Here is a 21,611-nt window from a genome sequence, read left to right as displayed (position 1 = left end):
TTTTCAAATGTTAAAAGCAGGTATTATTGGATTACCAAATGTTGGAAAATCAACTCTATTTAATGCACTTGTAGAAAATGCTAAGGCCCAAGCGGCTAATTTTCCCTTTTGTACTATAGAACCTAATAAAGGCATAGTTTCAGTCCCAGATCAAAGGTTGCAAGAGTTAGGTAATTTAAGTTCTAGCCAAAATATTATCCCAACAAAAATTGAATTTGTAGATATCGCAGGACTAGTAAAAGGAGCTAGTAAAGGCGAAGGTTTGGGAAATAAATTTTTATCAAATATTAGGGAGGTTGATGCAATAGTTCATGTTGTGAGGTGCTTTGAAGATAGTGATGTAATTCATGTTTCTGGAAAGGTAGATCCCCTGGATGACATTGAGATAATTAATCTGGAATTGAATTTAGCTGATTTATCTCAACTCCAAAAAAGAAGAGAAAGAATTAAAAAACAGGTTAGAACTAGTAAAGAGGCAGCAAAAGAAGATACCTTACTAGAAAAAATTGAAGAAGAGCTAGAGAAAGGCCTTTCAGTTAGATCAATATCTTTGAATGAAGAAGAAAATTTAATAATTAAGCAATTAGGCTTCCTTACTGCTAAACCAATTATTTACGCAACTAATTTGAATGAAAATGACTTAGCTGAAGGTAATGATTTTTCATCAAAAGTTCAGAGTTTTGCAAGCAATGAAAATGCAGAATGTATAAAAATATCAGCGCAAGTCGAATCTGAATTAATAGAGTTAGAACCAGAAGATAAAAAAGACTACCTTATTGGCTTAGGAGTAGAAGAAGGGGGATTAAGTTCATTAATTAGATCAACATATAAATTATTGGGATTAAAAACTTATTTCACTACCGGAGAAAAGGAGACAAAAGCTTGGACAATAAAAGATGGGATGACTGCGCCACAGGCAGCAGGAGTAATTCATACTGATTTTGAAAAAGGATTTATAAGAGCTCAGACTATTTCGTATCAAAATTTAATTGATTCAGGTTCAATTGCCAATGCAAAAACTAAAGGTCTTTTAAGAAGTGAAGGTAAGGAATATATTGTTAACGAAGGTGATGTAATGGAGTTCTTATTTAACGTTTAGTAAGTCTCTTAAGGCTTACTATTTTGCTTTTTGAATTTAAATTCAAAAAATGAAATTAATAAAATTAAGATACATCCTAAGCAACTTCCTATTAACCCAAAAACAATGGTTGTAAAGCCATCATCGTAGCCATATTGTAGTTGTGGTAAGTGAGGAGGTATTGGCATTATTTTTCAACAGAATTTTCAATATCTTCCAGTAAATGTTTAGTTGATCTACTAAAACCATTAGTTTTTAAATAGTTTTGAGCCTCTCTAAATTTTTCAGCTACTCTTTTTGCATAAGGAGTGTTCATGGAATTTTGAGTCATGTTGAAAATGCGACTCATTTTATAATCTGATTTAGGTAACCCCTTGATAAGTATTCAAAAATACAAGAATATAAAAATAGGATTTTTTACTTAATAAGAAATTTATTGTGAAAAGTTCTTGATTCTCCAAATAAAGTTTTTTCAAATTAGAAAAATTGACAATGACAAATATATTATTAATTCTTTTTTTTGTACTTTTATTTTTATTACTTTTTTATTCAAAACGAAATAGAGGGTTAGCCCAAAAAACAACAATTAGTCCAACTTATGTACCTTTCTTAAAAGAACAAGAATTTAATCCTGACATAAGTACTGATAATTGGGATTTACACAAACTTAGATTAGATAAATTTAAAAGATCACAATATAAGGGATTAACTTTCTTCGTAAGTTCAGAAAATAAAATTTACTATCTTTCTGAAGAAGGGGATAAGGTTTATTGCTAGCAGGTGAAATTAATTTTATAAATAAGAAAAGCCGATAGAAATTAATTATATTAATGAAGTATTTTTTTTTATTATCGGAAAAGTTCTACAGGTTTATCGAATGGGAGTGGAATACTTTAAAAAATTTAAGAAGAACAAAAAGAAAGAATTTTTTTCTAAGAGGATCTTTTGCGTTATTTAGTTTATTATCTATTCTTTTTTTAATATTTTTTCCTCCTATCGTTTTTGGATTGTTATTTGGTGAGGGATTGAAATTCAGTACTTTTTTTATTTGGATATGGATTTTAAATTTGAAGTTTTTTTGAAAATGTATAATTAATTTCCCAAGATTATTTAAAATTAAGGATATAAAAAATTTACTTTATGCCAAAAATATTCAAACAAAATAAGTTCGCTTTGTTGGGAGCAAATATATTCATAATTTTACTTTGGGTAACTATATCTTCCTTTTTGATGAATTTATTTCAACGTGAAAATGCCCCATTTTATATATATAAAATTTCTTTTTTAATCAGATTCCTTCCACCTATTTGGGTTACATGGTTCCTTTGGATAAAAAGAGGTGGTTTAAAAAGATAAATTACAAAAGCATTTTTACGGATTTACTATAAAAATAAATCAGTTAAGATCTAAAAGCTTACTTGAAGTTTTCATGTAAGAATTAGGTAATTGAGAGATTGTTTTTAGCTAATAAACGATCTCTTTTTTTTTATGAATATTTTTTCTCATAAAAAAGTGTTTGTCAGTATCCCTATTGACAAACATTCATAATGATCATTTTTTAAAAATTAAACAGGCAATCTATTATCAATTTCTACCACTCCAGAATCCATAAGACGACCGATCTTTATAACTAAAGCCATATCTAACCTTGAAAATTCAGATTGATGGTTAGTTATCCAATCAAGTTCAGAAAGAGTTATAACTCCCAAAGTATTTACTTTAAGAAAAAGTAAGCCTAAATTCATTTTAAAAAATTCCTGGGATTATCCATCCGAATAAGCCATAATTTACAACTAATGCAAATAAGCCCATCATTGCCATTCTTCCATTAGTTCTCTCGGCGTTTTGCCAATAAGTTGTTTTTGAATTTTCCATTTTTCTGATTTGTAGAATTGTTAAATTGTAGGTTTTTAAACGAAACCAGGAATTATTTGACCTGTTGTTAGGTATGCTCCAACAGCAGCAATTAATCCAAGCATTGCGAATCTGCCGTTAAGAGTTTCAGCAACAACTTTTTCTTTTTCGATTGTTTTGACTTTTGTGTTTGTGTTTTTCATTTGATTAGAAGATGAATAGTTTAAATTTTCGTTTTGAAATTGCTTGGTTAAATAAGCAACGAGGATGGCTGTAAAGAATACAATTACGGCTAAGAAACCTGAAAGTGGACTCATTAAAAAATGCCAGGAATAATTTGTCCGGTTGAAACGTAAGCACCTACTAACGCAACAAGCCCAATCATTGCCCAACGACCGTTAACTTTTTCTGCATTTTGTGGGTAGCTGTCGTAAGAAACAGACTCATCTATGTAAGGACGTGTCTCAGTAGGAAACATATTCTGTCTGCCGCCTGATTCATTAGTAACGTTTGAATTAGCCATTGAGGTTGTGTAATTGTTAATTAATGTAACACTACTATTAACAAATGTAAAGTAATTAGTCAAAAATAAGTTATTTTCAAGATATATGTTGCAAGTATGTACCAATTTCGTTACATAGGATCAAATAATTGATATTTTGAGTATTTTCTTGACGGGAAATACTCATCCGTAATGGAAATAGACCTCCGTCCAACCTTTTTGGTGAAGTTCGTGCCACTTTTCCCATGCTGCATATATATTTAGTTTTTCTGAGGATTTGTACCCTCCAGGTTCTCCAAGGTGATTTACATAAAAAAGATGAGTATGAATTTTTGGATTAGGTTTAGGAGTATTTCCGCATTCTTCGAAAAAGATCATTCTGCTGCCTTCGGGATTTAGTAGGCAGCCGTTTGGTTTGCTAGTGCTACATCCAAATGAGTACTTGGGCCCCATGGTTTCCGTTAAAAGCTAACTGATTTTAATACATTTGTACTATAAATTATATCCTGCATGTTTAACTGTCAATCCTTTTAAGGTTAAGTACTTATTTACTTGTAATGATTTTGTTTTTTAATAAAAAAGGCAATTTCTTTCAGCTTATGAATTACAGAGAAGATTTAGAAATCAAACTACAAAAAGTAATACTTGCAATGCAGGAAGTTGTTGAGGATATCTATAAAACTGATCAAGAGAAGCAAAGAATAATTTCCAAACTTATTGAATTTAAAGAAGCAATTATTTCAAAGGGAATTGAACTTAATATTGAACTAGAGGCAGCCTAGAAATATTGAATATCTCAGGAATGTTTAACAACTTTTAGAATAGTTTTACTAACAAAGAAGGGTTATTTATCAAATGCAGCCTGGTACTTTTGAATTATTGATCCTAGTATTTATCTTTTTAGGTCTTCAAGCCTGGTGGATTATTCCAATAGTTATTAAAAATAATAAATTAAATAGGAGAGGTAAGGATTTAAGAGAGGAAATTAAGCAATTAGAAAAGTTATATAAGAAATAAATTAGTTTATTATTTTTGCAAACTACCTATTATTAGTGAAACTTAAATATCTAATGCAAATAAAAACATTTATTCCATTTTGTTTCCTTTTTATTGGGACTTTAGCTTTACCACAACCTTCTCTTGCTGAAGAAAAAATTGAAGTTATACCTATTATTCAAAGTTCAAAAGGACTTAGTGGTAAAAATTTTAATTATCTCGAGGGTAAGCCTGAATTAAGACTCTTAAAAGTCAAGATTCCAGTTGGCTTGAAAACTCCAATTCATACTCATCCTTCCCCAATGTTGATTCATGTCACCAGAGGAAGATTAAAACATGTTAGGGGTGAAGAAATTAATTTCTTTAAAGCGGGTGATGCATTTATAGAGAGTAATAATGGGGGGCCCCACTATGTGAAAAATGTTGGGAAGAAGCCGGCCATACTTCATGTGGGAGTTGTATCAGTAGTTGGAATGCCTACGGCCATAAATGAATAAAATTTTCTCTAAGTTATTTAATCTGCATTTTTAGGATTTACCTTTTACGAAGAACAACTGTAATGAGATACTCCTCCATAGTTAAAATACTGGCTTGGCTTTAGTCGATTATATTTTTGATCTATTTCTGCGGGTTGTTCTACATATGGATTGCTAAAGATATCCTGTAACTCTTTTATTTTCTTGTAATTTCCCTTTTCAGCTTCTTCATATGCAGGAACGACCATCCATTCGCGCCAAGTATAGACTGGATTAAGGGATTTCATTGATGCCGATTTTGCTTTAATATTTCCCTCTTTCTTCAACACTGATTGCCAGTTTTCAAGCCATACTTCCCACCTATTATTGAGCTCGTCATTAATTGGTAAATAGAAACAGTCTTTTAAAGAATCTAAGTTATCAGGGATTTCAGAGAGTTTACGGAACAAAATTGTATAGTCTGCTTTTGAAATAACCATGAGATTAAAAAATTCATTTATTAGAGTTTCGTTGTAATGTTCTAAACCAAGCTTGTTTGCCCACATTTTCATTAATTCCTTATTCATTAATTCAGAAAAGTCTTTTTCGATTTGATCTAACTTTTCTTGATCTTGTTTGCTTTTTGAAAGTAACGGACTAAGAGAGGAACAGAATGTTTTAAAATTGATTGCCGCTGCAGAAGGCTGGTTAAAAAATGAGAAATGTTCACCTCCACCTGTCCATGGTTGAAATCTTGGATCAAATAATTCACAGAATCCAAAGGGGCCATAATCCAAGGTATAACCTCCAGCAGCACAATTATCACTATTGAAATTACCCTGGCAATAACCAACTCTCATCCAGTTGGCTATGAGTGATATAAGTCTTGATCTGTATAAAGAAGCCAGTTTTATTACTTTACTTTGAATCGAAATCTCATATTCAATTTCATCTTTATAATTTCTATCAATTAGATGTTGAACTATCATCTTTAGTTCATTGAGGGCCTCATCATGCGCATTATCGCGAACTCTTCTTGCAAAAAGTTCAATCTGGCCTACACGTAAAAAAGATGGAGCGACTCTCGTAGTAATTGCTGCTTGATTATCAATCATGATATCAGGTTCAAAATATCTGGACCCTTTGGAATACCACGGTCTTCTAACTATTTCTGAACGTGAGACATAAAGTGTTAAAGATCTTGAGGTAGGGATTCCCAAGGCATCCATTAATTCCTGTGCGAGAAATTCTCGTACGCTAGACCTTAAGACAGCTCTACCATCTGCTCCACGACAGTAAGGAGTTGGACCTCCTCCTTTAAGTTGCATTTCCATTCTTTTCCCATTGAATAAACCTTCAAAAACAGAAATTGCTCTGCCATCGCCATAACCATTGCCTGTGCCAAAGGGACATTGTTGGGTATATTCAGTCCCGTAAATAGATAATGCATAACCTGTTGCCCAACCAACAGGACTCATTGGATAATTAGCAACAGAAATATCACCTGAGAAAAAACGACAAAAATTCTGGTCTTTAGTAAGATTTGAGCTTAGCCTTAGTTCTTTAAAAAGTTTGTTGCTATGGGAAATATATTCTGGTTCTGGAATAGCAGTTGGAACAACTGGTACGTAATGACCTGAATATACTGAACGCGGCTTATGATCATTTCCATCTTTTGTTGATTGAGGATCTGCTTTAAGAGAATTCATAAAAGAATAGTCAGATAGTTGAGAAAATTCGGAAAAATTTTCTGTAAGCTTTCCTTTTAATGAATCAGATTTGGTTGACATCAAATTTGTTATCTATTCTTTTAGGCGCTCTAATTCCTTCAAATTAAACACCTAAATTTATTTTATATAGATTCTATTAGGGATGGTTTTTGCCGATACGTTTGAGATTTAATATAAGTTAAATTTTAATACTTCATTAAAAAAAAGTTCCGCAGTAAAACATTTTCTTGAGAAAAATATTTAGAATTTGGTAATAGAAAAAAGCACTTAGTCTTCATATCAATTTTTTAATTAATAACCATTGCAAATACTTAATTATTGACTAATATTTTTTTGAGTTTGATCAAAAATAATGCGAAAAAGTTAAACTATTTTATCTTTTTTAGACTTGCAACCCTCCCCTTATTTCCGCACTATATCGCAGTAAATTTATTCAATTTTATAAATTATAATTTTATTTATTTTTAACTTACCCAACCTTTAAGCAAATCAAACACACTAATAAATAGTCCAAAACCAATAATTGGTGGCGCAACCCATCTTGTCATGAATTTCAAATAACGTGTCGTTTTGATTCCAACTTTTGAATCACTAAGTTCTTCATTAAACTTTCCAGGTACTACCCATCCCATAAAGAAAGTAACCAAGAATCCACCAAAGATAAGTAATACACCTCCAAAAATCGAATCAATAGTTCCAAGAATGTTTAAGTTTAATGCAGAAGGAATGCCTGCTAAGAATAAGAAAAGAGTTATCAGCCAAACAGATTTTTCTCTTTTAAAACCAAATTTATCCATTAAAGAGGAAACTGGAACTTCCAATAATGAAACAGAGGAAGTTATTGCTGCAATATAAGCTAATGCGAAAAATGCAACAGCTACAATTCTTCCTGCCGCACCATATGAACCTAAACCTGTTGGAATTGAGATAAATAAAGCACCAACAGTGGATTCAGAAATAGCGTCACTTAAACCGAATGTTAAAACTATTGGGAAAGTTATAAATCCAGCCATTAGTCCAACCAAAGTATCTAATGATGCAACTCCTACACTTAATTTTGGAAGATTACTTTTTTTATTTAAATAGGATGCGTAGGTAACCATAATTCCTATCCCTAAACTTAATGAAAAGAATGCTTGTGTAAAAGCGTTTCTTATTGTTTGAGGATTTCTCAATTCATTGAAGTCAAACTTAAGTAGAAATGTTTTATATCCTTCCCATGCACCTGAAAGTGAAGTAGCCCAAATAGCAAGAATCACAATAATTATGAAAAGGATTGGCATGAAATATCTAGTAACCTTTTCTATACCTTTTTTTATACCTGATGAAACTATTATTGCTGTAAGTACAAGACTTAATAGGTGGCCCAACAAAACACTGCTGCCACTACTAATCGAGCCAAAGAAGGTTTCTGCTTCAGTTAAATTCTTTGGTAATCCAAAAAATAAAGAATGGAACAAGGTATCTGCAGTCCATCCCATTATCACTGAATAATATGATGCTATTCCTAAAGGAGCTATAAAGAAAAGAATTCCTAATGGATACCAATTCTTCCCTGCCAGCTTTACAGGAGCAAGCAATGTACTTGCCATTGCGTTTCTCCCTAGAGCCATTTCAGCAACAAATACTGGAAGACATACAATTAAAACGATCAATATATATAAAAGTACAAACGCCGCACCTCCACCCTGAGATGCTCTGTAAGCAAAACCCCAAAGGTTGCCTAGACCTACTGCACTACCAGCAGCTGCGAGAATGAATCCTAGCTTACTAGTCCATTGTTCTCTCTGAGAAATTTTTGAGTCCAAAATTAAAATCGTTTTTTATAGTTGATTTATAACTCATAAATGAAAATTAGTTAACACTTTGCTTAATAAAAACTAATTTTTTTAGATTAATTTTTTTGATAAAGATTTAGAATTAAAAAAATTTAATTATTCTTATGACTATTGAAACGACTATTTTAGATTTTCAACTAAGTAATACCTATGAGGAGTATGAATCACATATGAATGCAAAAGAACAGCAGACGATGTTTAAAGAAATGGGAGTTAAAACATTTTATATTGGTAAATCATTAGATGATCCTCAAAGGGCAACTGTAATTTTTCAAGGACCAGAAAATGTTTTATATGATATTTTTATGAATCCTGAAACAAAACCTATAGTTGAAGCTTCAGGACATATTTATGAGGGTACAAAAATAACACGCTGGGTTTCTTAAAAAAATAATTCTTTAATGAATTACCAACTTTTAATTGAATCATATTCATTTGGTTCAGCCCTTACTGAGCAAGAAATAGAACTCTTAAGTCTTGAACTTGAAACTCAAATAATGAACATTAATATATCAACAGAATTTGGATGTTTTAAATCTGCTCCCTCTCATATTTGCGAAAGTCTTAATTTAAAAAAAGATACTTATTGGATAATGTGCCTTGCTGAAATATTAGATTTACATAAGCCCCCACAATTTGGGAAAACGAAAAGTGCGGAGGTTTTCGATTTACTTCTTGAAAAAGGACTTGTTATTGGTTAATTATTTAATTACTTGAGTATTAAAAAATTAAGTTGTTTTATCTTTATGCTGATAGTATTGATTTTAGGTAAGCAAAAAAAATGGAAGATTCTGGGCGATTGATATTGGGAAATCTTATTAAGCTAACCAGATCAAGTGAAAAGAAATTTAAACTTGGAAATTTTAAAGGGGCATTAGATGACAAAATGAAGGCTAATGCAATATTGAAATCTAAATCTTGTGATGAAAAAACGATTCAAAAATATAGAAAAGAATTATCTAGTTTGTATTCATCAAAATTTGATCTTATATTCGATCATAAACTGAAAATTGATGAAAAAAAGATCAATAAAATAGTGAAAATGTTGGAATGCAAAAGTGAGGAAAAATTAAAAAATCTTGACTATAGAGGTGCAATAAAAGCCTTGAGAAGGGCAGAAAAATATATATCAATTTAAAAATAATCCAAACTTCGTTGAGTTTTAAGAAGTTTTGCTTATTGTGTTTTTTTTAGCTCAGTTTAAAGTTGAAATACCTATGTAACAGTTTATGCAAAAACAAAAAAAAAAGAAAATAAAAAGTTTTAAAAAAAAAGAATTAGATGTTTTAGATAGGATTTTGAGGATCTTATGGAGAAAAGAGGTCGAATACAAAATAAATATCTGATAAAAGCATATTTGAAGGGGATATCTTATGAAAGTTCGAATAGGATTACTAATTATACTTTTTATTTTTCACTCATTATCTAATTTTGCGTTTAAAAAAAAAGTATTAAAAAATAAATTTAGAAGTGCTCAAAAAGTAAATTAAATCATTTGATTAAAGACATGAATTTAACAAAAGGAATACAAAAAAGTTTGGGTCCAGGAATTTTGCTGGCTGGAGCGGCTATTGGAGGTTCTCATTTATTGTCATCTACTACTGCTGGTGCAAGATTTGGATTTTCATTAGTTGGCCTTATCCTTCTTACTAATCTTTTAAAGTATCCCTTCTTGTTGGTTGGGACTAGATTTACAGCATCTACTGGTAAATCATTATTAGAAGGTTTCAAAGAGCGGAATTCTTTGTATCTACCTTTATTTCTAATAGTTAGTCTAATTACTGGTACTTTCACAATAGCGGCTGTAAGTTTTGTTTCTGGTGTCCTTTTAACTAATATTCCCTTTTTTAAAGCTTTTCCAGCCATGGATTTGTCTATAGGAATCCTTATTGTTTCTGGAATGATATTAATTCTTGGTAAATATAAAGCCCTTGATAGAATTTCAAAATTTTTAGTATCTCTCCTAACTTTTTTAACATTATTTGCAGTTTTATCTCTTTTATTTAAAGGTTCAATAAATGAGTCTCTAAATATGAGTTTTTTTCAACCAGAAATCAGTCCATGGAAGTTAACAAATTTAGCTTTTTTGATCCCCCTAATGGGATGGATGCCATGCCCAGTAGAATTATGTGTTTGGCCTTCGTTATGGATGTTTTCTCGAGCAAAAGATTCAAACTATAAACCAAATATTAGTGAAGCAGAATTTGATTTTAATCTCGGTTACTTAATAACTGTAGTTACTGCTATTTTCTTCCTTACTCTTGGCGCCATAACAATGTATGGTACCGGCGATGGAATGCTTTCTGGAAGTGGAGTCTCCTTTGCTCAAAAGTTAATACTCCTTTACACTAAATCCATTGGCAGTTGGGCTAAATGGATCATTATACCTGCAGCATTTGCCGCAATGTTTAGTACCACAATTACTTGCCTAGATGCATATCCAAGAAGTATTTCTGCTATTCAAGGTTTATTGAGAGGAACTGATTTTGGACATATGGATTCCAAGGTAGAGCGAAATAGATTTCAACTTTGGATGATTGTACATATATTTGCATCATTAATAGCTTTGCTGATTGCAAAGTCTGGAGGTATAGGGGTAAAAGATTTTGTATTTGCTGCAATGACGGGAAGTTTTCTAACCGCACCTTTATTTGCATGGATGGCAATGGATACTATAAATAGCAAATTAGTACCAATTAAAAATAGATATGGATTATTTCTAAAAACAATAAGTTGGATAGGATTAATTTTCTTAACATTATTTAGTTTGTTATTTATTGCAAATTCATTCTTTGGGATTGGGATTTATTAATTTGAAAATAAAAAATAATTAAAGGGTTGATTTTTCTTCAGAATTCGTTTTTCTAGAAATGTATTATTTTTGGTACTAATTATGGTTATGCCTCAATCTACTTTAGAGAGCTTATTATTTTTCTTGATACTATCTCTTGTTGCTTCATACATTGTGAATTTAAAGTATTCTTCAAAGTTAAAAATACAAAAGTAGAAAATATATATTAATCTTTTCTTAATTGCTCTTATTTACTTGGATCATTCCAAGTCTCTTCGTATAACCAGCTCAAAAAAGTAAGAGTAAGTATATTCCCAAATGCATAAGTTATTCCTAATAATGGGTCATAAATATTGGCAATTATCGTCGACATTATAAATATTATCAACCCTGAAACGACCAAATCCTGAATAGGCAAATGGTTAAAATTCACCGATTTTATCATTTGATAATTGTTTTTAATAGATTAAATTAATTATAAAACCAACAAGTACCTTTTTTATTTATGAGGCAATATTATCTAAGATATGAATAATTTTAGGATTGCAAAAATAATTGTAGTTTTTTCATCATTATCTTATTTGAGTGTTTCTTTTTTAAGAAATTATAATTCTCCTGAAAATATAGAAAAAAGATGTATTCTTAAATTTGAAAAAGATTTTAAAAATAATTTGGAAACATCTCATGAAGAATGGAATCAAATTTTAGATTTAGCTGATAACAATTATTTAAAATGTATGGGAATACCTCAGGATTAATTATGGGAGAGGCAAAGAGAAGAAAAAATTTAGGTATTCCGCCTAGAGAAAAAATTGAAGATATAAAGTTGCCTCAACTTGATAAAAAAGCCATACAACAAAAAGTAAGGTCTACATTGTACAAATATCCAATTATCCCTTTTCTTTTTTATGGAGCTGCAATATTGATCCTAATCGGAGGTTTATTTTATGTTTTCAAATTCTTCAATGTAGCTTAATTAATAGGATCATTAATTTTATATTTGTAATTTTTTGGCATTATCAATTAAAAAACTTGAAGGATAATAAATGAGAAATTTTTATTGTGCAAAAATAATCAAAAAAAAGATATATGTGAATTATTTACGATTGACACCATCATATGGTGTTGTAATTTTAGAGTAAATCAAAACTTTTTATGAAAAAAATAAATAAAAAATATGCTGAAATAATGCGTCAAGCTGATAATGCAGTTGGAAGAAAAGAAGTCGTTAGTTTATTAAAAAAAGCTGCAATTATTATGTCTAAATCAGAGGAAAACTTAGCTGCTTAAATTAGAAAGCTATTTTATTAGGATAAATAAAACACAATAAAGAATAATAGATGAGGATGCAGCCATAAAGATAAATGGTAATATCATGCCTGAGTTTAACCATCTTAAAAGTCTAATTTTTTTGTTAATTACTCTTGGCATTTTTCCTGAACTTCTTAATTGCAACTTAACAAGAAAATAAATTCTGTAAATGATTAATTAATTTTTTTAAATTAAATTTTCTAAAGCAAAATATTTTAATTTAATACGAATTTTTTATTTTGAAAGAAATTTTTAGGTAATTAATACCTTGTATTCTGGTAATTTCTCAAGCAAAATTTAGAAACATTTGATTTCTAAATAATGATTGAAAACCTAAAAGAGATTCCTGAAGAATTTAAAGATTATGATTCAGAACTGTTACTTAAGATTCTAAATAAGACATCACTCGAGAATAAAAAAGGTGATGATAAAGAACTATTTGTAGATGAAAATTGGAAAATTAATTCAAAAAATATGAGTAATATAATTTCTTCAGATAATTCAAATTTGAAAAGAATATTATCAGATATTTTTCCAAATAAAAAAATAGTGATTCAAGATAATAATGATGGGTCGCAAACAATTTTCTTATCATAATTTACGAAGTATTAAAAGATTATTTATCCTATTTTTTCATTATTTATTTTTTTGAGAAAAATTAGTTAAAAATACTCTCACGGAATTTTTTTTAAGATGTTATCGTTCATTAACGTTCATCCAAGTTTATATCTCTGGACGCATGACATGGGAGTAGGGAACGGGATTCTCATTAACTGCAAAAGACTATGAATAACCTCTTAAAAATAAGAGAAAAAATCAAAAGAGCCAATAGGGTACATGAAGCCCAGCTTTTGGCAACTAAAGGTGGAGAAGTTACTCCATATAGAAGATCCGTCTTTGAAGAAAGAATCAGGAAAACACAAAAAGAAATGAAACTTAAGGACTCAAAAAATTAAATTCTTTTTTTGAAAATAATTAATTCGAGAGGGTTTAATCCCTCTCTTTTTTTTTTTTTTATAAAACAACGTAATTATTAATTTATTTTCTCGATTATCGATTATTAAAAAGAACACAATTTTAATTTTTTACTATTGCGATAAGGTATATAAATGGCACTTTTAACTAAGTAGTTAAATTAAAAATGTTTAGAAAGAAATATAAACAATTTAATAACTTGCCCCATAAATCAAAGTTAGATCAAGTCTTATGGTTTATAGAAAATTATTTGCCCCAGAAGAAAGATAGAGGTGTTCAAAAAAAATTGTATATGGATAATCTTGAAGCAGAGACTTTTAAGAAATTCTCTAACTTAAACTCACTACTTTTAAAAACGGTATCGTCATCTACAAAAAACATGACAATCTCTTTTACCTTTGGTAATTGGGCCTTACCTTACCTGAAATTGCTTAAGAAAATAGGAATAGCAAAGTAAAAAAACTGTAATGGACCAGGACAATATTTCTCCTAAAAAGAGAATTAATTAAAGATTATAAACTCTAACAAAGTTCTTTATTAATTTTAAGGCGGAATACTTACTTTACATAAAAAATAGAATTGCTAAGTTTAGGAAAAGAGATTTATTCATTAATGTTTCTAAATTATCTGCCTAGTGAAATGGTTGAAGTTGTTGGTTTAACAATGATTTTTTCATTTCTAGTTGGAACTATATTAATTTTGTTATTTACATCAGATCAGGCAAACACAAAGAATCTATATTTAAAGAAGGCCAAATAAATTTGAAATAATTTGTTTAGCTTTAAAGTACCTCTGTTTTTAATAAGGTTTACTCGCAGGTGTAGAACATAATTTTTAATATTGATACATAAACAAATTTAAAATTATGGGTGAAGCTAAAAGAAGAGAAGAATTAGGATTGCCACCTAGACGAAAAAAAGTTGAATTAAATAAATCTGATAGATACCTTTCATGGCTTCCAATTACGAAATCAAGAATTAAGAAATATCCTTATATGGGTGTAGCAACAATGGCACTAGGAGCAATAATTTTCTTAGTAAGTGGGGGCGCAAATAGTATTAATTAGTTAGATTTTGGCTTGGCTTAGAATATATCTAAGCTTTTTTTTGTAATAGTTTAACGCCAGATATTATTGAGATTATTGAAGATATACCAAGAGATATTGTGTAAAAAGGTTGCAAATTAATAATGCCAAAATTACCTGTATGCCATTTTATTAACCAAAAAGCATCTATTCCTAATGGTTGAAGAATACTATAAATAGTCCCAGATACAATAGTAATTAGTAAAGGTATTGCTGAAATTGCAGTTATTTTTCTGTGAATTTTTCTTTGATTTGCTTTTGATTTTTCCATCTATTTCCTCAAAAAGATATGTAATTCTTTTTCGTTTTTGCATGGCATCCATTTATCTTGATTCTTATGTATACCTTCGCAACCAAGTTCTAAAGATCTATTTTCGGCGTCCTCTTCAGAAAGAAATGTCCCCCTCATATGTGCATGAGAATAACTATTGAAATTTAGAGATAAGGAAAATAAAAAAATAAAAAGTTTAAAATTTCTAAGAAAAATATGCATTATTTCAAATTAAGTATTTGTATTAAGAAGAGATTCTATCAAATATTTTTGTTTTGCCAGTTTTACTAAATGAAACTACTTTGTAGTTTTCATAATCATGAGAGTGCGAATTGTGGGAATGTATATCCATCCCTGCAGAGCCAAGTGGCTTGCTAGGAACTGCTATCCCATTGATATTTGGTTTTTCTTTAAAAAGTTTGTTGATTGATTCAATCGGGACATGTCCTTCAATGATATAGTTAGCTATTTGGGCAGAGTGACATGATCTCAGATTATTGGGAATTTGATATTGGTTTTTAATTACTGAAACATCCTCAGCTATATTATCAATAACTTGTAATCCATTATTTCTTAAATGGTTGATCCATTTTATGCAACAACCACATGATGTTGATCTGTAAGAAACAACTTTTGGGATATCAATATTTTCTTGAGTTAAAGCAATACTCTTATTTGGATTAATTAAATTTGTAAAAAAAATTCCAGAAAAAATTAGATAATTTAAAAATCCTCTTTTCATAAATATATTATTAATTACCATTAATTTCGAAGATAAAATTTAATATTTAAGTTATTCATATAATGAAAATTAACTAAATTGCTATTTAATCAAAATTAAGACACTCATAATTGCCATTAAAAGATTCTCGATAAAACTAATAATTCCCAAAGGAGTTTTTGCATATCCACCAATACATGCACAATTTAATTTTAATTTATCCAAATAAACAGCCTTAAATACTGAAATCATTCCAGAAATTCCTAAAATTAGGGCAATAAAAATAATTAAAGAGGGTGGAGAAGAATTAAGAAAACTTATTCCAATTAATAATTCGCAAAAAGGATAAATATATATCCAGCCATCAAATTTAGAAGATATTAAATCATATTTCTTATAACTTGTTCCAAAAGCTTCAATATCCATAAGCTTGAGCATCGCCAAAAGACAAATTGATATCCCCATAAAAATTTGGAAACTTTTAAGCAATGAAATGGTTATCAGAAATGAAGTACCAAAGACTGCAATTAAGGGGGTAAATGACTTAATCTTCATTTTTAACTTTTAAGGATAGAGTCACAAATACTAGATGGATTTGCTTGTTTAACTATTTTTAGTCTTTTGATAAGTTTGTCTCGATCTATTTGATGTTTTAAATATTTTATACATAGAATTTTTTCACGATATATCTTGCTTATAGGAGTGATCTTGAAAGCTATACTAAAAGTACCAATAACTAGAAGGATATTTGTTGCTAGTCTAATATTTGGTCGAAAATTTGATCTCATTCGTATACTTTATTTCCGTCAATAACTTCCCTTAAATATATATCTTTTAGCTCTTCATTGTGTCCATTTTCTTTTGCGAGTTTCTCTAATTCTTTCAACTCTTTTTCTGTCATTAAGCAGATTTGGATATATTGTTTTTTAATTCTTCAATCTGGTTGATTAATTCATTTAACCATTCTGTATTATTTTCGGATCTTTTCTTAAAGTATGTAATTTTAGGTTGATTTTTTTCTAGTGTCTCATAATCTCCGCTCATAAATTGCCCCTAAATTTATACTCTGCATAATTTATCTAGAGAGATTATGCACATCAATAGGTTCTATTACTTATTAGACATTTACCATGAGTTATGAGTCGCTTTTTTAATATTATAAATATCAAAGAATTTATCTCTAAAAAAAATATGGCAACTAATGAAGAACTAGAAAAAAGAATTGAGACTTTAGAAAAAGAAGTACAACATCTAAAAGCTGTTCTGCAATACCAAATGAGAAATAAGAAAAAATGATTCTTATTGCATAGCAATTACTTTTGGTCAGATAAGTAACTTGTCTTGGTTATTTTATGTACCTAATGAAAAAGCTAAATATTAAAAATTAGTCCATAATTAATCACTTTTTAAAAAAATAACTTTAGTCATTGATATTTAGAACATATTTATTTTTATATATGTAAAACTTCTCGATATGATTAACTCAATAGCTATTACATTGTTATTAGACACTTTAGTCGCTTACAAAATACTCAAAAGAAAGAAAAGGCAATTTCACGGACCACCTATAAATCAGCTTCCTAGTTAAAGATTAAAATCCGTCTTCGTCTTCTCCAAAAGGATTGTATCTAATATCCCAGATGAGAACTACTGCTATAGATAAAAGCAATAGACCAAAAATAACTTGAGGAGGTGGGAATAACATTAATGAAATATAACAATTATCATTAAGCTCTGTTTATGAAAATTTTAAAGGGTAATCGATATTGTTTGGTTCTAAATGTTTTACATAACATGCTGTTGTGCAATCTACTCCCTCACTATTGATGCTACAAGAAGTTATGCATTCAAAAAAATTTTCCAAAGCATCTGAATCTTTAATATTTGAATAAATATCATTCTTCATGTTCAATCTTCCATTCTGAAGCTTATCTAGCAATTAATTTTTAATCATGTCAAATTTTAGGTAAAGTACCTATTCCCCATTTAAAAAAAACTATTGAATCTATAAGTTTTTTCCCACCCTTCCACTAAAAGTTTTTTATATTCGTTTCTCGCTTCTTCGATAGATTCAACCCATGAGCCTTTCATAACTGGCTTACTTGATCGCTTAAAAACGCAACCTAAGAGATTAAAATTGCATTATCCAAAGAAGAGTTCTTAGAACTATCTTCAAAAGGTTCAAATACTTTAATCCTTGATCTGACTTTATTGATTAAAGTAAATTTTTCCATAAAAAAAGGGCGTTAGCTTCGCCCCCATCAAAAAGCGGGATAATCCCCACCACCCAGCTTTTTAAAAATCTTAGCACTACATATGGTGTTTGTAAGTATTAAAAATTACCTATTGATGGGGTTGTTTGTTTCTGTTTAATTTGTCATTATAGGAGTCCCCATCACCTAGGCTCGAAAGAGTCTTTTTTTTTTTGCTATTTCCCTTCTAGGCTTAAGCCCTTTTTAATTAGTGTTTAAAGACTTTTTATTTAATTTTTAAATTCGATAATTAATAATTAAAAAAATAATTTTATTCATGCAAACTTACATAGTACATTGGCAATTCCCAGATCAAGAAAGTCATATGCAAGGGGCCGAAGCTTTTGCTGGTTTTGTTGAAGGAGGATGCGAAGGTGATGAATTTGATGGGTTTAAAGTTCTTAATCGAGTCGTAAATCCTGAGGGAGCTAATGGTTGGGCAATAGTTGAATCTTCAAATCATCAGAACATTTGGAAATGGAGTAGTATCTGGGTCGATAATTTTGGTGTAGAAATTGAAGTTACACCAGTTCTAACCGATAAAGAGTTTCTTTCTGTCCATAAAGAAATTGCAGCAGCCTCTAACTAATAGTTAATCATTTTAGTGTTTGACTGTTGATTTAATATAAAAGGGGGTTCCTATTTTTATGGGAAAATTTTCTTCTGAAGAAATTGAAAGTCAATAAATTTAATAAAAAAGTTTTTTGCTGAAACTGAAAAGTATATAGACGCAATTAATTCAATAAAGAATGATATTGCATATATACAAATAGAGCTAAAAAAAACTTGAGGAAGAAAATATTATCTTATGAATAAATCGCAGATACCATGTACCATGAACTTTAATTTTAAAAATTAGTAAATAGCCACTCTCGTAAACTAACCGAGTGAGTCTAAATCTCTACGATGGTGAACTGTATTTGAGTCCTCTTGTGGAACTTTCTGTTCTCTCATTAAATCTGTAATTGTTGGATAATCATTTGCACTATCAAGATCTCTTGCATTTTTATCTTGAATTGCGAATGGTGATCTTTTTAAATTCATAATTAATTTCCTTAAAATTTTTGTTGGATTCTGATTACAGATCCTGGATTGTCATGTACGTAAGAGTTGAATTCTCTTGCAAGCATTAGGCAATCGTATGCATCGCGAGCGTAGAAACCAACTTCATGTGTTTTATTTGTTGAATCTTTGTAACTCAACACATATTTATTACAAGATTTTATCGGTGTTGAAGGCATTTAATTTATTCCTATTACCACTTAGTTCTAACTAGGGATGCTTATCAACCGATTAATCAAGAAGTACGGTTTAAGGCACAAACATATACGGATAGAGGACCAACAACTTAATTAAAAAATGAATATAATTACTAGGATGATTTTGAAAATAAGACAATATTTCAGCTACTAACGTAAAAATCTAAATTCATAAGCCGCCTGTTTCGGCTAACAACTTTCTTTCAAAAACTTTAGATTCACAAACACATTAATTATCTCGCTAAGTTAGTGGCTTCGAGATTATAAATATATTTTTCTCCATCATCATCACCATCATCATCATCATGAAAGGAAGAGATTAATACATATACTCCTCCAAGTGCCAATAACATAGATAAATAAAGAATTGGATCTGTCATAGCTCAATTTTGAAACATTCAATTTAAATTTGAGGAAACTTTTCAGTTTCTATATTTTCTTTTAATTATTTAGATTAAAAAATTTCTACGATCAAAAATTGTTTTTTATTTGAGAAAACTGAAAGTAGATATAAAATAAGGAAAATTTGCTGTTTATGTGAGTTTTAAAAATATTTCAAAAATCAATGTGCGGAAGATTTGAGCTGAAAACTAAATTTGAGAAGTTGCCAAAGGTTTTGAAACAAGACTATCCAAGTGGACTTGATTCTAAATACGAGACTCAAAATCTAATAAGACCTAATGATCCTGTGCTTGTAATTAAAAACGAAGGAAGAATTAAAACTACTTTTATGACATGGGGCTTTATTTCCCCATGGTCGAAAGACCCATTTGATAAAGAGAGACCAAGACCATTTAATGCAAGATCAGAAACCGTAGAAGAAAAAAAATTATTTAGTGGAAGTTGGAAACATAAAAGATGCCTAATACCTGCGAGTGGTTTTTTTGAAAAAAAATATCTTGTTCGAAAAGTAAATTATGAAACTTTTTGGTTGGGAGGAATTTGGAGTAAGTGGACCTCACCAGATGGAGCAGAGCTTGAGAGTTGCTGTGTTTTAACAACTGAACCAAATGATTTAATTAAACCTTTACATCACCGTATGCCTGTGATCGTACCCAATGGATATGAAGAACAATGGACAGAGCAAGTTAAAGATTCAGATGAATTAAAAGGATTATTTCCAATCATGATGAGTTGGTCACCTGATGGTTGGCTAGTAGAGGACGTAAAGAAAAAAGAAACTGATCAAATGAGTTTGTTTTAAGTGAGAAAATTCAACTAGCATTACTTTATTATGATTTTAATCCGAAGCAAACTAAATTTAAAATAGATTAAGGTTAATTTGACAAAATGTCTGCCAGAATAAATAAATATTTAAGTGAAGTCGGATACTGTTCAAGAAGGGCAGCAGATAAACTAATTGAACAAGGGAAAGTAACCATTAATGGAAAGATTTCAGAATTGGGTACCAGAGTAGTGGAAGGTGATCAAGTAGAAGTGGAAGGTCAAAGGATAGAAAAATCAACTAAGCAAAAAAACATATATTTAGCTTTTAATAAACCTGTAGGAATTGTTTGTACCACCGATAGAAAAGTAGAAACCAATAATATTATTGATTTTATTAAATATCCTACAAGAGTTTTTCCTATTGGAAGATTGGATAAGCCCAGTGAGGGTTTAATTTTTTTAACTAATGATGGGGATATCGTTAATAAAATACTCAGATCTAGGAATAACCATGAAAAAGAATATATAGTGGGCGTTAATCGTACTATTAGTGAAGGTTTTATTCACAGCATGAGTAATGGAGTTAAAATATTAGATACTATAACTAAAAGTTGTTTTGTACAACAATTAGGGCCGAAAAAATTCAAAATAATACTTACACAAGGACTTAACCGCCAGATTAGAAGAATGTGCAATTCCTTAGGGTACAAAGTAAAAACATTAAAACGTATAAGAATTATGAATATTAGATTAGACGTGCCAACAGGAAAATATCGCGAATTTACCACAGAAGAACTCTTGAAATTAAATAGATTACTTGAAAACTCTTCAAAAACATTTGACTAATTACAAATTCATTTTTTTAGATTGAAATTTTTTCATTTGAAGAATTTCTTACAGCAATCGATCACGTCATAATTAGCCAATAAACAATAAAATTTAGAAACCTATCATCGATGAATTAGTTCATAAGATTCGGTATGAGAGGATTTGAACCTGTGATCTAGAACTCCTAAATCACTAGCTCAAAAGTAGCTATATCTAAGATTTGAATCTATAAATCGAGTTATTATTTATTTTTTCTTCTAAATTATTTTAAGTATCTCCAATGATTTTCCAAAAATATTCCCTAAAATTTAACTAATACTAAATAAGATTTTAAATACGCCACAAAGTAGTAAAAAAAATGGGTTCAGATTCTAAAGTTATTTTAAAGATGTAAGTCAACTTCCCAACGCATAACGCAATAACTTAAAGGGTTATATCCATTGCAGTTCCAGAACTTAAATATTTTTACAGAAAGTAATTAAAGTTAGCGTAATTAAAA

Annotated in this window: 38 protein-coding genes and 1 pseudogene; 20 read left to right on the top strand and 19 right to left on the bottom strand. The window is 29.8% G+C overall.

Translation table 11 applies throughout. The annotated features are described in order from the left end of the window. The first annotated feature begins 7 nt into the window (after positions 1 to 7). The gene (gene ychF, locus EV01_RS03470; protein WP_032518393.1) at positions 8 to 1,099 is read left to right on the top strand and encodes a redox-regulated ATPase YchF; all 1,092 of its coding nucleotides are present in this window, start codon (positions 8 to 10) and stop codon (positions 1,097 to 1,099) included. Between the two features lie 8 nt (positions 1,100 to 1,107). Here the strand turns inward: ychF and EV01_RS09825 are convergent, their stop codons facing one another. Next, positions 1,108 to 1,266 carry a hypothetical protein gene (locus EV01_RS09825; RefSeq protein ID WP_011818737.1) on the bottom strand — a complete coding sequence of 53 codons (159 nt, stop codon included), beginning with the start codon at positions 1,264 to 1,266 and terminating at the stop codon, positions 1,108 to 1,110. Continuing rightward, on the bottom strand, positions 1,266 to 1,409 hold the full coding sequence (locus EV01_RS09820; protein WP_011863263.1) for a hypothetical protein: 144 nt from the start codon (positions 1,407 to 1,409) through the stop codon (positions 1,266 to 1,268). The genes EV01_RS09825 and EV01_RS09820 overlap by 1 nt, the downstream gene beginning before the upstream one ends. 161 nt (positions 1,410 to 1,570) lie before the next feature. Here EV01_RS09820 and EV01_RS03475 point away from each other — a divergent pair, with 161 nt between their 5' ends. After that, the gene (locus tag EV01_RS03475) at positions 1,571 to 1,855 is read left to right on the top strand and encodes a hypothetical protein (protein ID WP_025891036.1); all 285 of its coding nucleotides are present in this window, start codon (positions 1,571 to 1,573) and stop codon (positions 1,853 to 1,855) included. 788 nt (positions 1,856 to 2,643) lie between these two features. Here EV01_RS03475 and EV01_RS03490 read toward each other — a convergent pair. From EV01_RS03490 to EV01_RS03505, 5 genes and pseudogenes are all read right to left on the bottom strand, one after another. Next, positions 2,644 to 2,823 (bottom strand): hypothetical protein, encoded by a 180-nt coding sequence (locus tag EV01_RS03490; protein ID WP_011818732.1) that lies wholly within the window; start codon positions 2,821 to 2,823, stop codon positions 2,644 to 2,646. Position 2,824: 1 nt separating this feature from the next. Beyond that, positions 2,825 to 2,932: pseudogene (locus EV01_RS03495) on the bottom strand (chlorophyll a/b-binding protein); the annotation flags it as partial. 56 nt (positions 2,933 to 2,988) lie between these two features. Beyond that, positions 2,989 to 3,249, bottom strand: coding sequence for a chlorophyll a/b-binding protein (locus tag EV01_RS03500; protein ID WP_002805301.1), 261 nt, complete (start codon positions 3,247 to 3,249; stop codon positions 2,989 to 2,991). Continuing rightward, complete coding sequence (locus EV01_RS0109020) at positions 3,249 to 3,455, bottom strand: high light inducible protein (RefSeq protein ID WP_032518397.1); 207 nt, start codon at positions 3,453 to 3,455, stop codon at positions 3,249 to 3,251. The genes EV01_RS03500 and EV01_RS0109020 overlap by 1 nt, the downstream gene beginning before the upstream one ends. A 162-nt stretch (positions 3,456 to 3,617) precedes the next feature. Next, a complete protein-coding gene (locus tag EV01_RS03505; RefSeq protein ID WP_032518399.1) occupies positions 3,618 to 3,887 on the bottom strand; it encodes a DUF1651 domain-containing protein in 270 nt (89 codons plus the stop codon). Between the two features lie 146 nt (positions 3,888 to 4,033). On the opposite strand from EV01_RS03505, the gene EV01_RS03510 reads away from it, so the two are divergent. The 3 genes from EV01_RS03510 (at position 4,034) to EV01_RS03515 (ending at position 4,927) form a co-directional block, all read left to right on the top strand. After that, positions 4,034 to 4,216, top strand: a complete 183-nt coding sequence (locus tag EV01_RS03510; RefSeq protein ID WP_032518466.1) for a hypothetical protein — start codon at positions 4,034 to 4,036, stop codon at positions 4,214 to 4,216. Between the two features lie 73 nt (positions 4,217 to 4,289). Then, positions 4,290 to 4,451: a hypothetical protein gene (locus EV01_RS09815; RefSeq protein ID WP_193741433.1), complete on the top strand. Its 162-nt coding sequence runs from the start codon at positions 4,290 to 4,292 to the stop codon at positions 4,449 to 4,451. Between the two features lie 53 nt (positions 4,452 to 4,504). Continuing rightward, positions 4,505 to 4,927, top strand: coding sequence for a cupin domain-containing protein (locus tag EV01_RS03515; RefSeq protein WP_011818725.1), 423 nt, complete (start codon positions 4,505 to 4,507; stop codon positions 4,925 to 4,927). A gap of 44 nt (positions 4,928 to 4,971) precedes the next feature. On the opposite strand, the gene EV01_RS03520 is transcribed toward EV01_RS03515, so the two are convergent. Together EV01_RS03520 and EV01_RS03525 are read right to left on the bottom strand one after the other, a co-directional pair. Beyond that, positions 4,972 to 6,675 carry a protein adenylyltransferase SelO family protein gene (locus EV01_RS03520; RefSeq protein WP_032518401.1) on the bottom strand — a complete coding sequence of 568 codons (1,704 nt, stop codon included), beginning with the start codon at positions 6,673 to 6,675 and terminating at the stop codon, positions 4,972 to 4,974. A 404-nt stretch (positions 6,676 to 7,079) separates the two neighbouring features. Beyond that, entirely contained in the window at positions 7,080 to 8,423 is a 1,344-nt protein-coding gene (locus tag EV01_RS03525) for a sodium-dependent transporter (protein WP_011818723.1), read from the bottom strand. Between the two features lie 134 nt (positions 8,424 to 8,557). Between EV01_RS03525 and EV01_RS0109015 the strand changes: the two genes are divergently transcribed. The 4 genes from EV01_RS0109015 to EV01_RS03540 all read left to right on the top strand — a co-directional run bounded on the left by EV01_RS0109015 (position 8,558) and on the right by EV01_RS03540 (position 11,265). After that, positions 8,558 to 8,839: a DUF3764 family protein gene (locus tag EV01_RS0109015; protein ID WP_011818722.1), complete on the top strand. Its 282-nt coding sequence runs from the start codon at positions 8,558 to 8,560 to the stop codon at positions 8,837 to 8,839. A gap of 15 nt (positions 8,840 to 8,854) precedes the next feature. Then, positions 8,855 to 9,154, top strand: coding sequence for a hypothetical protein (locus tag EV01_RS03530; RefSeq protein ID WP_032518402.1), 300 nt, complete (start codon positions 8,855 to 8,857; stop codon positions 9,152 to 9,154). Between the two features lie 80 nt (positions 9,155 to 9,234). Then, positions 9,235 to 9,591 carry a hypothetical protein gene (locus tag EV01_RS03535; RefSeq protein WP_032518403.1) on the top strand — a complete coding sequence of 119 codons (357 nt, stop codon included), beginning with the start codon at positions 9,235 to 9,237 and terminating at the stop codon, positions 9,589 to 9,591. A gap of 369 nt (positions 9,592 to 9,960) precedes the next feature. Further along, positions 9,961 to 11,265, top strand: coding sequence for an NRAMP family divalent metal transporter (locus tag EV01_RS03540; RefSeq protein ID WP_032518404.1), 1,305 nt, complete (start codon positions 9,961 to 9,963; stop codon positions 11,263 to 11,265). 226 nt (positions 11,266 to 11,491) lie between these two features. Here the strand turns inward: EV01_RS03540 and EV01_RS10035 are convergent, their stop codons facing one another. Further along, positions 11,492 to 11,617: a hypothetical protein gene (locus EV01_RS10035; RefSeq protein ID WP_275040836.1), complete on the bottom strand. Its 126-nt coding sequence runs from the start codon at positions 11,615 to 11,617 to the stop codon at positions 11,492 to 11,494. 154 nt (positions 11,618 to 11,771) lie between these two features. Here EV01_RS10035 and EV01_RS03545 point away from each other — a divergent pair, with 154 nt between their 5' ends. From EV01_RS03545 to EV01_RS03570, 7 genes are all read left to right on the top strand, one after another. Beyond that, a complete protein-coding gene (locus EV01_RS03545) occupies positions 11,772 to 12,002 on the top strand; it encodes a hypothetical protein (protein WP_032518405.1) in 231 nt (76 codons plus the stop codon). After that, entirely contained in the window at positions 11,978 to 12,220 is a 243-nt protein-coding gene (locus tag EV01_RS03550) for a DUF2839 family protein (protein WP_080725745.1), read from the top strand. Before EV01_RS03545 ends, EV01_RS03550 begins: the two co-directional genes overlap by 25 nt. Positions 12,221 to 12,399: 179 nt before the next feature. Then, positions 12,400 to 12,534 (top strand): hypothetical protein, encoded by a 135-nt coding sequence (locus tag EV01_RS10030; protein ID WP_275040837.1) that lies wholly within the window; start codon positions 12,400 to 12,402, stop codon positions 12,532 to 12,534. Between the two features lie 342 nt (positions 12,535 to 12,876). After that, a complete protein-coding gene (locus tag EV01_RS03555; protein ID WP_032518407.1) occupies positions 12,877 to 13,152 on the top strand; it encodes a hypothetical protein in 276 nt (91 codons plus the stop codon). 188 nt (positions 13,153 to 13,340) lie between these two features. After that, positions 13,341 to 13,511 (top strand): hypothetical protein, encoded by a 171-nt coding sequence (locus EV01_RS09810; RefSeq protein ID WP_193741434.1) that lies wholly within the window; start codon positions 13,341 to 13,343, stop codon positions 13,509 to 13,511. A gap of 185 nt (positions 13,512 to 13,696) precedes the next feature. Further along, positions 13,697 to 13,987: a hypothetical protein gene (locus tag EV01_RS03560; RefSeq protein WP_032518408.1), complete on the top strand. Its 291-nt coding sequence runs from the start codon at positions 13,697 to 13,699 to the stop codon at positions 13,985 to 13,987. A 408-nt stretch (positions 13,988 to 14,395) separates the two neighbouring features. Then, positions 14,396 to 14,596, top strand: a complete 201-nt coding sequence (locus EV01_RS03570; protein WP_032518410.1) for a DUF2839 family protein — start codon at positions 14,396 to 14,398, stop codon at positions 14,594 to 14,596. Between the two features lie 28 nt (positions 14,597 to 14,624). Here EV01_RS03570 and EV01_RS03575 read toward each other — a convergent pair whose 3' ends face one another. From EV01_RS03575 to EV01_RS09805, 5 genes are all read right to left on the bottom strand, one after another. Beyond that, positions 14,625 to 14,885: a hypothetical protein gene (locus EV01_RS03575; RefSeq protein WP_032518411.1), complete on the bottom strand. Its 261-nt coding sequence runs from the start codon at positions 14,883 to 14,885 to the stop codon at positions 14,625 to 14,627. After that, positions 14,886 to 15,023 carry a DUF3721 domain-containing protein gene (locus EV01_RS0109010; protein ID WP_032518467.1) on the bottom strand — a complete coding sequence of 46 codons (138 nt, stop codon included), beginning with the start codon at positions 15,021 to 15,023 and terminating at the stop codon, positions 14,886 to 14,888. Between the two features lie 106 nt (positions 15,024 to 15,129). Then, positions 15,130 to 15,627 carry a DUF411 domain-containing protein gene (locus tag EV01_RS03580; RefSeq protein ID WP_241433450.1) on the bottom strand — a complete coding sequence of 166 codons (498 nt, stop codon included), beginning with the start codon at positions 15,625 to 15,627 and terminating at the stop codon, positions 15,130 to 15,132. Positions 15,628 to 15,708: 81 nt separating this feature from the next. Further along, positions 15,709 to 16,161: a MauE/DoxX family redox-associated membrane protein gene (locus EV01_RS0109005; protein ID WP_032518413.1), complete on the bottom strand. Its 453-nt coding sequence runs from the start codon at positions 16,159 to 16,161 to the stop codon at positions 15,709 to 15,711. Positions 16,162 to 16,506: 345 nt separating this feature from the next. Then, a complete protein-coding gene (locus tag EV01_RS09805; protein ID WP_193741435.1) occupies positions 16,507 to 16,650 on the bottom strand; it encodes a hypothetical protein in 144 nt (47 codons plus the stop codon). Between the two features lie 93 nt (positions 16,651 to 16,743). Here EV01_RS09805 and EV01_RS09800 point away from each other — a divergent pair, with 93 nt between their 5' ends. Then, positions 16,744 to 16,902: a hypothetical protein gene (locus EV01_RS09800; RefSeq protein WP_193741443.1), complete on the top strand. Its 159-nt coding sequence runs from the start codon at positions 16,744 to 16,746 to the stop codon at positions 16,900 to 16,902. A gap of 442 nt (positions 16,903 to 17,344) precedes the next feature. On the opposite strand, the gene EV01_RS09795 is transcribed toward EV01_RS09800, so the two are convergent. After that, complete coding sequence (locus EV01_RS09795) at positions 17,345 to 17,512, bottom strand: hypothetical protein (protein WP_193741436.1); 168 nt, start codon at positions 17,510 to 17,512, stop codon at positions 17,345 to 17,347. A gap of 623 nt (positions 17,513 to 18,135) precedes the next feature. Here EV01_RS09795 and EV01_RS03590 point away from each other — a divergent pair. Then, positions 18,136 to 18,447: a DUF3303 domain-containing protein gene (locus EV01_RS03590; RefSeq protein ID WP_011818695.1), complete on the top strand. Its 312-nt coding sequence runs from the start codon at positions 18,136 to 18,138 to the stop codon at positions 18,445 to 18,447. Positions 18,448 to 18,737: 290 nt separating this feature from the next. Here EV01_RS03590 and EV01_RS09790 read toward each other — a convergent pair whose 3' ends face one another. The 3 genes from EV01_RS09790 to EV01_RS09785 all read right to left on the bottom strand — a co-directional run bounded on the left by EV01_RS09790 (position 18,738) and on the right by EV01_RS09785 (position 19,497). Next, entirely contained in the window at positions 18,738 to 18,902 is a 165-nt protein-coding gene (locus tag EV01_RS09790) for a hypothetical protein (protein WP_193741437.1), read from the bottom strand. 11 nt (positions 18,903 to 18,913) lie between these two features. Then, on the bottom strand, positions 18,914 to 19,099 hold the full coding sequence (locus EV01_RS09380; protein WP_072013480.1) for a hypothetical protein: 186 nt from the start codon (positions 19,097 to 19,099) through the stop codon (positions 18,914 to 18,916). 251 nt (positions 19,100 to 19,350) lie between these two features. Next, complete coding sequence (locus tag EV01_RS09785) at positions 19,351 to 19,497, bottom strand: hypothetical protein (RefSeq protein ID WP_193741438.1); 147 nt, start codon at positions 19,495 to 19,497, stop codon at positions 19,351 to 19,353. A gap of 185 nt (positions 19,498 to 19,682) precedes the next feature. Here EV01_RS09785 and EV01_RS03595 point away from each other — a divergent pair, with 185 nt between their 5' ends. Together EV01_RS03595 and rluF are read left to right on the top strand one after the other, a co-directional pair. Beyond that, on the top strand, positions 19,683 to 20,321 hold the full coding sequence (locus EV01_RS03595) for an SOS response-associated peptidase (RefSeq protein WP_032518416.1): 639 nt from the start codon (positions 19,683 to 19,685) through the stop codon (positions 20,319 to 20,321). Positions 20,322 to 20,407: 86 nt separating this feature from the next. Further along, positions 20,408 to 21,130, top strand: coding sequence for a 23S rRNA pseudouridine(2604) synthase RluF (rluF, locus tag EV01_RS03600; RefSeq protein ID WP_032518417.1), 723 nt, complete (start codon positions 20,408 to 20,410; stop codon positions 21,128 to 21,130). Positions 21,131 to 21,611: the final 481 nt, after the last annotated feature.

The organism is Prochlorococcus marinus str. MIT 9401 (assembly GCF_000760095.1).
GTDB classification, from domain to species: domain Bacteria; phylum Cyanobacteriota; class Cyanobacteriia; order PCC-6307; family Cyanobiaceae; genus Prochlorococcus_A; species Prochlorococcus_A marinus_I.
Note: the sequence above shows the minus strand (reverse complement) of the source record. Positions and strands in the feature narration are given on the sequence as shown.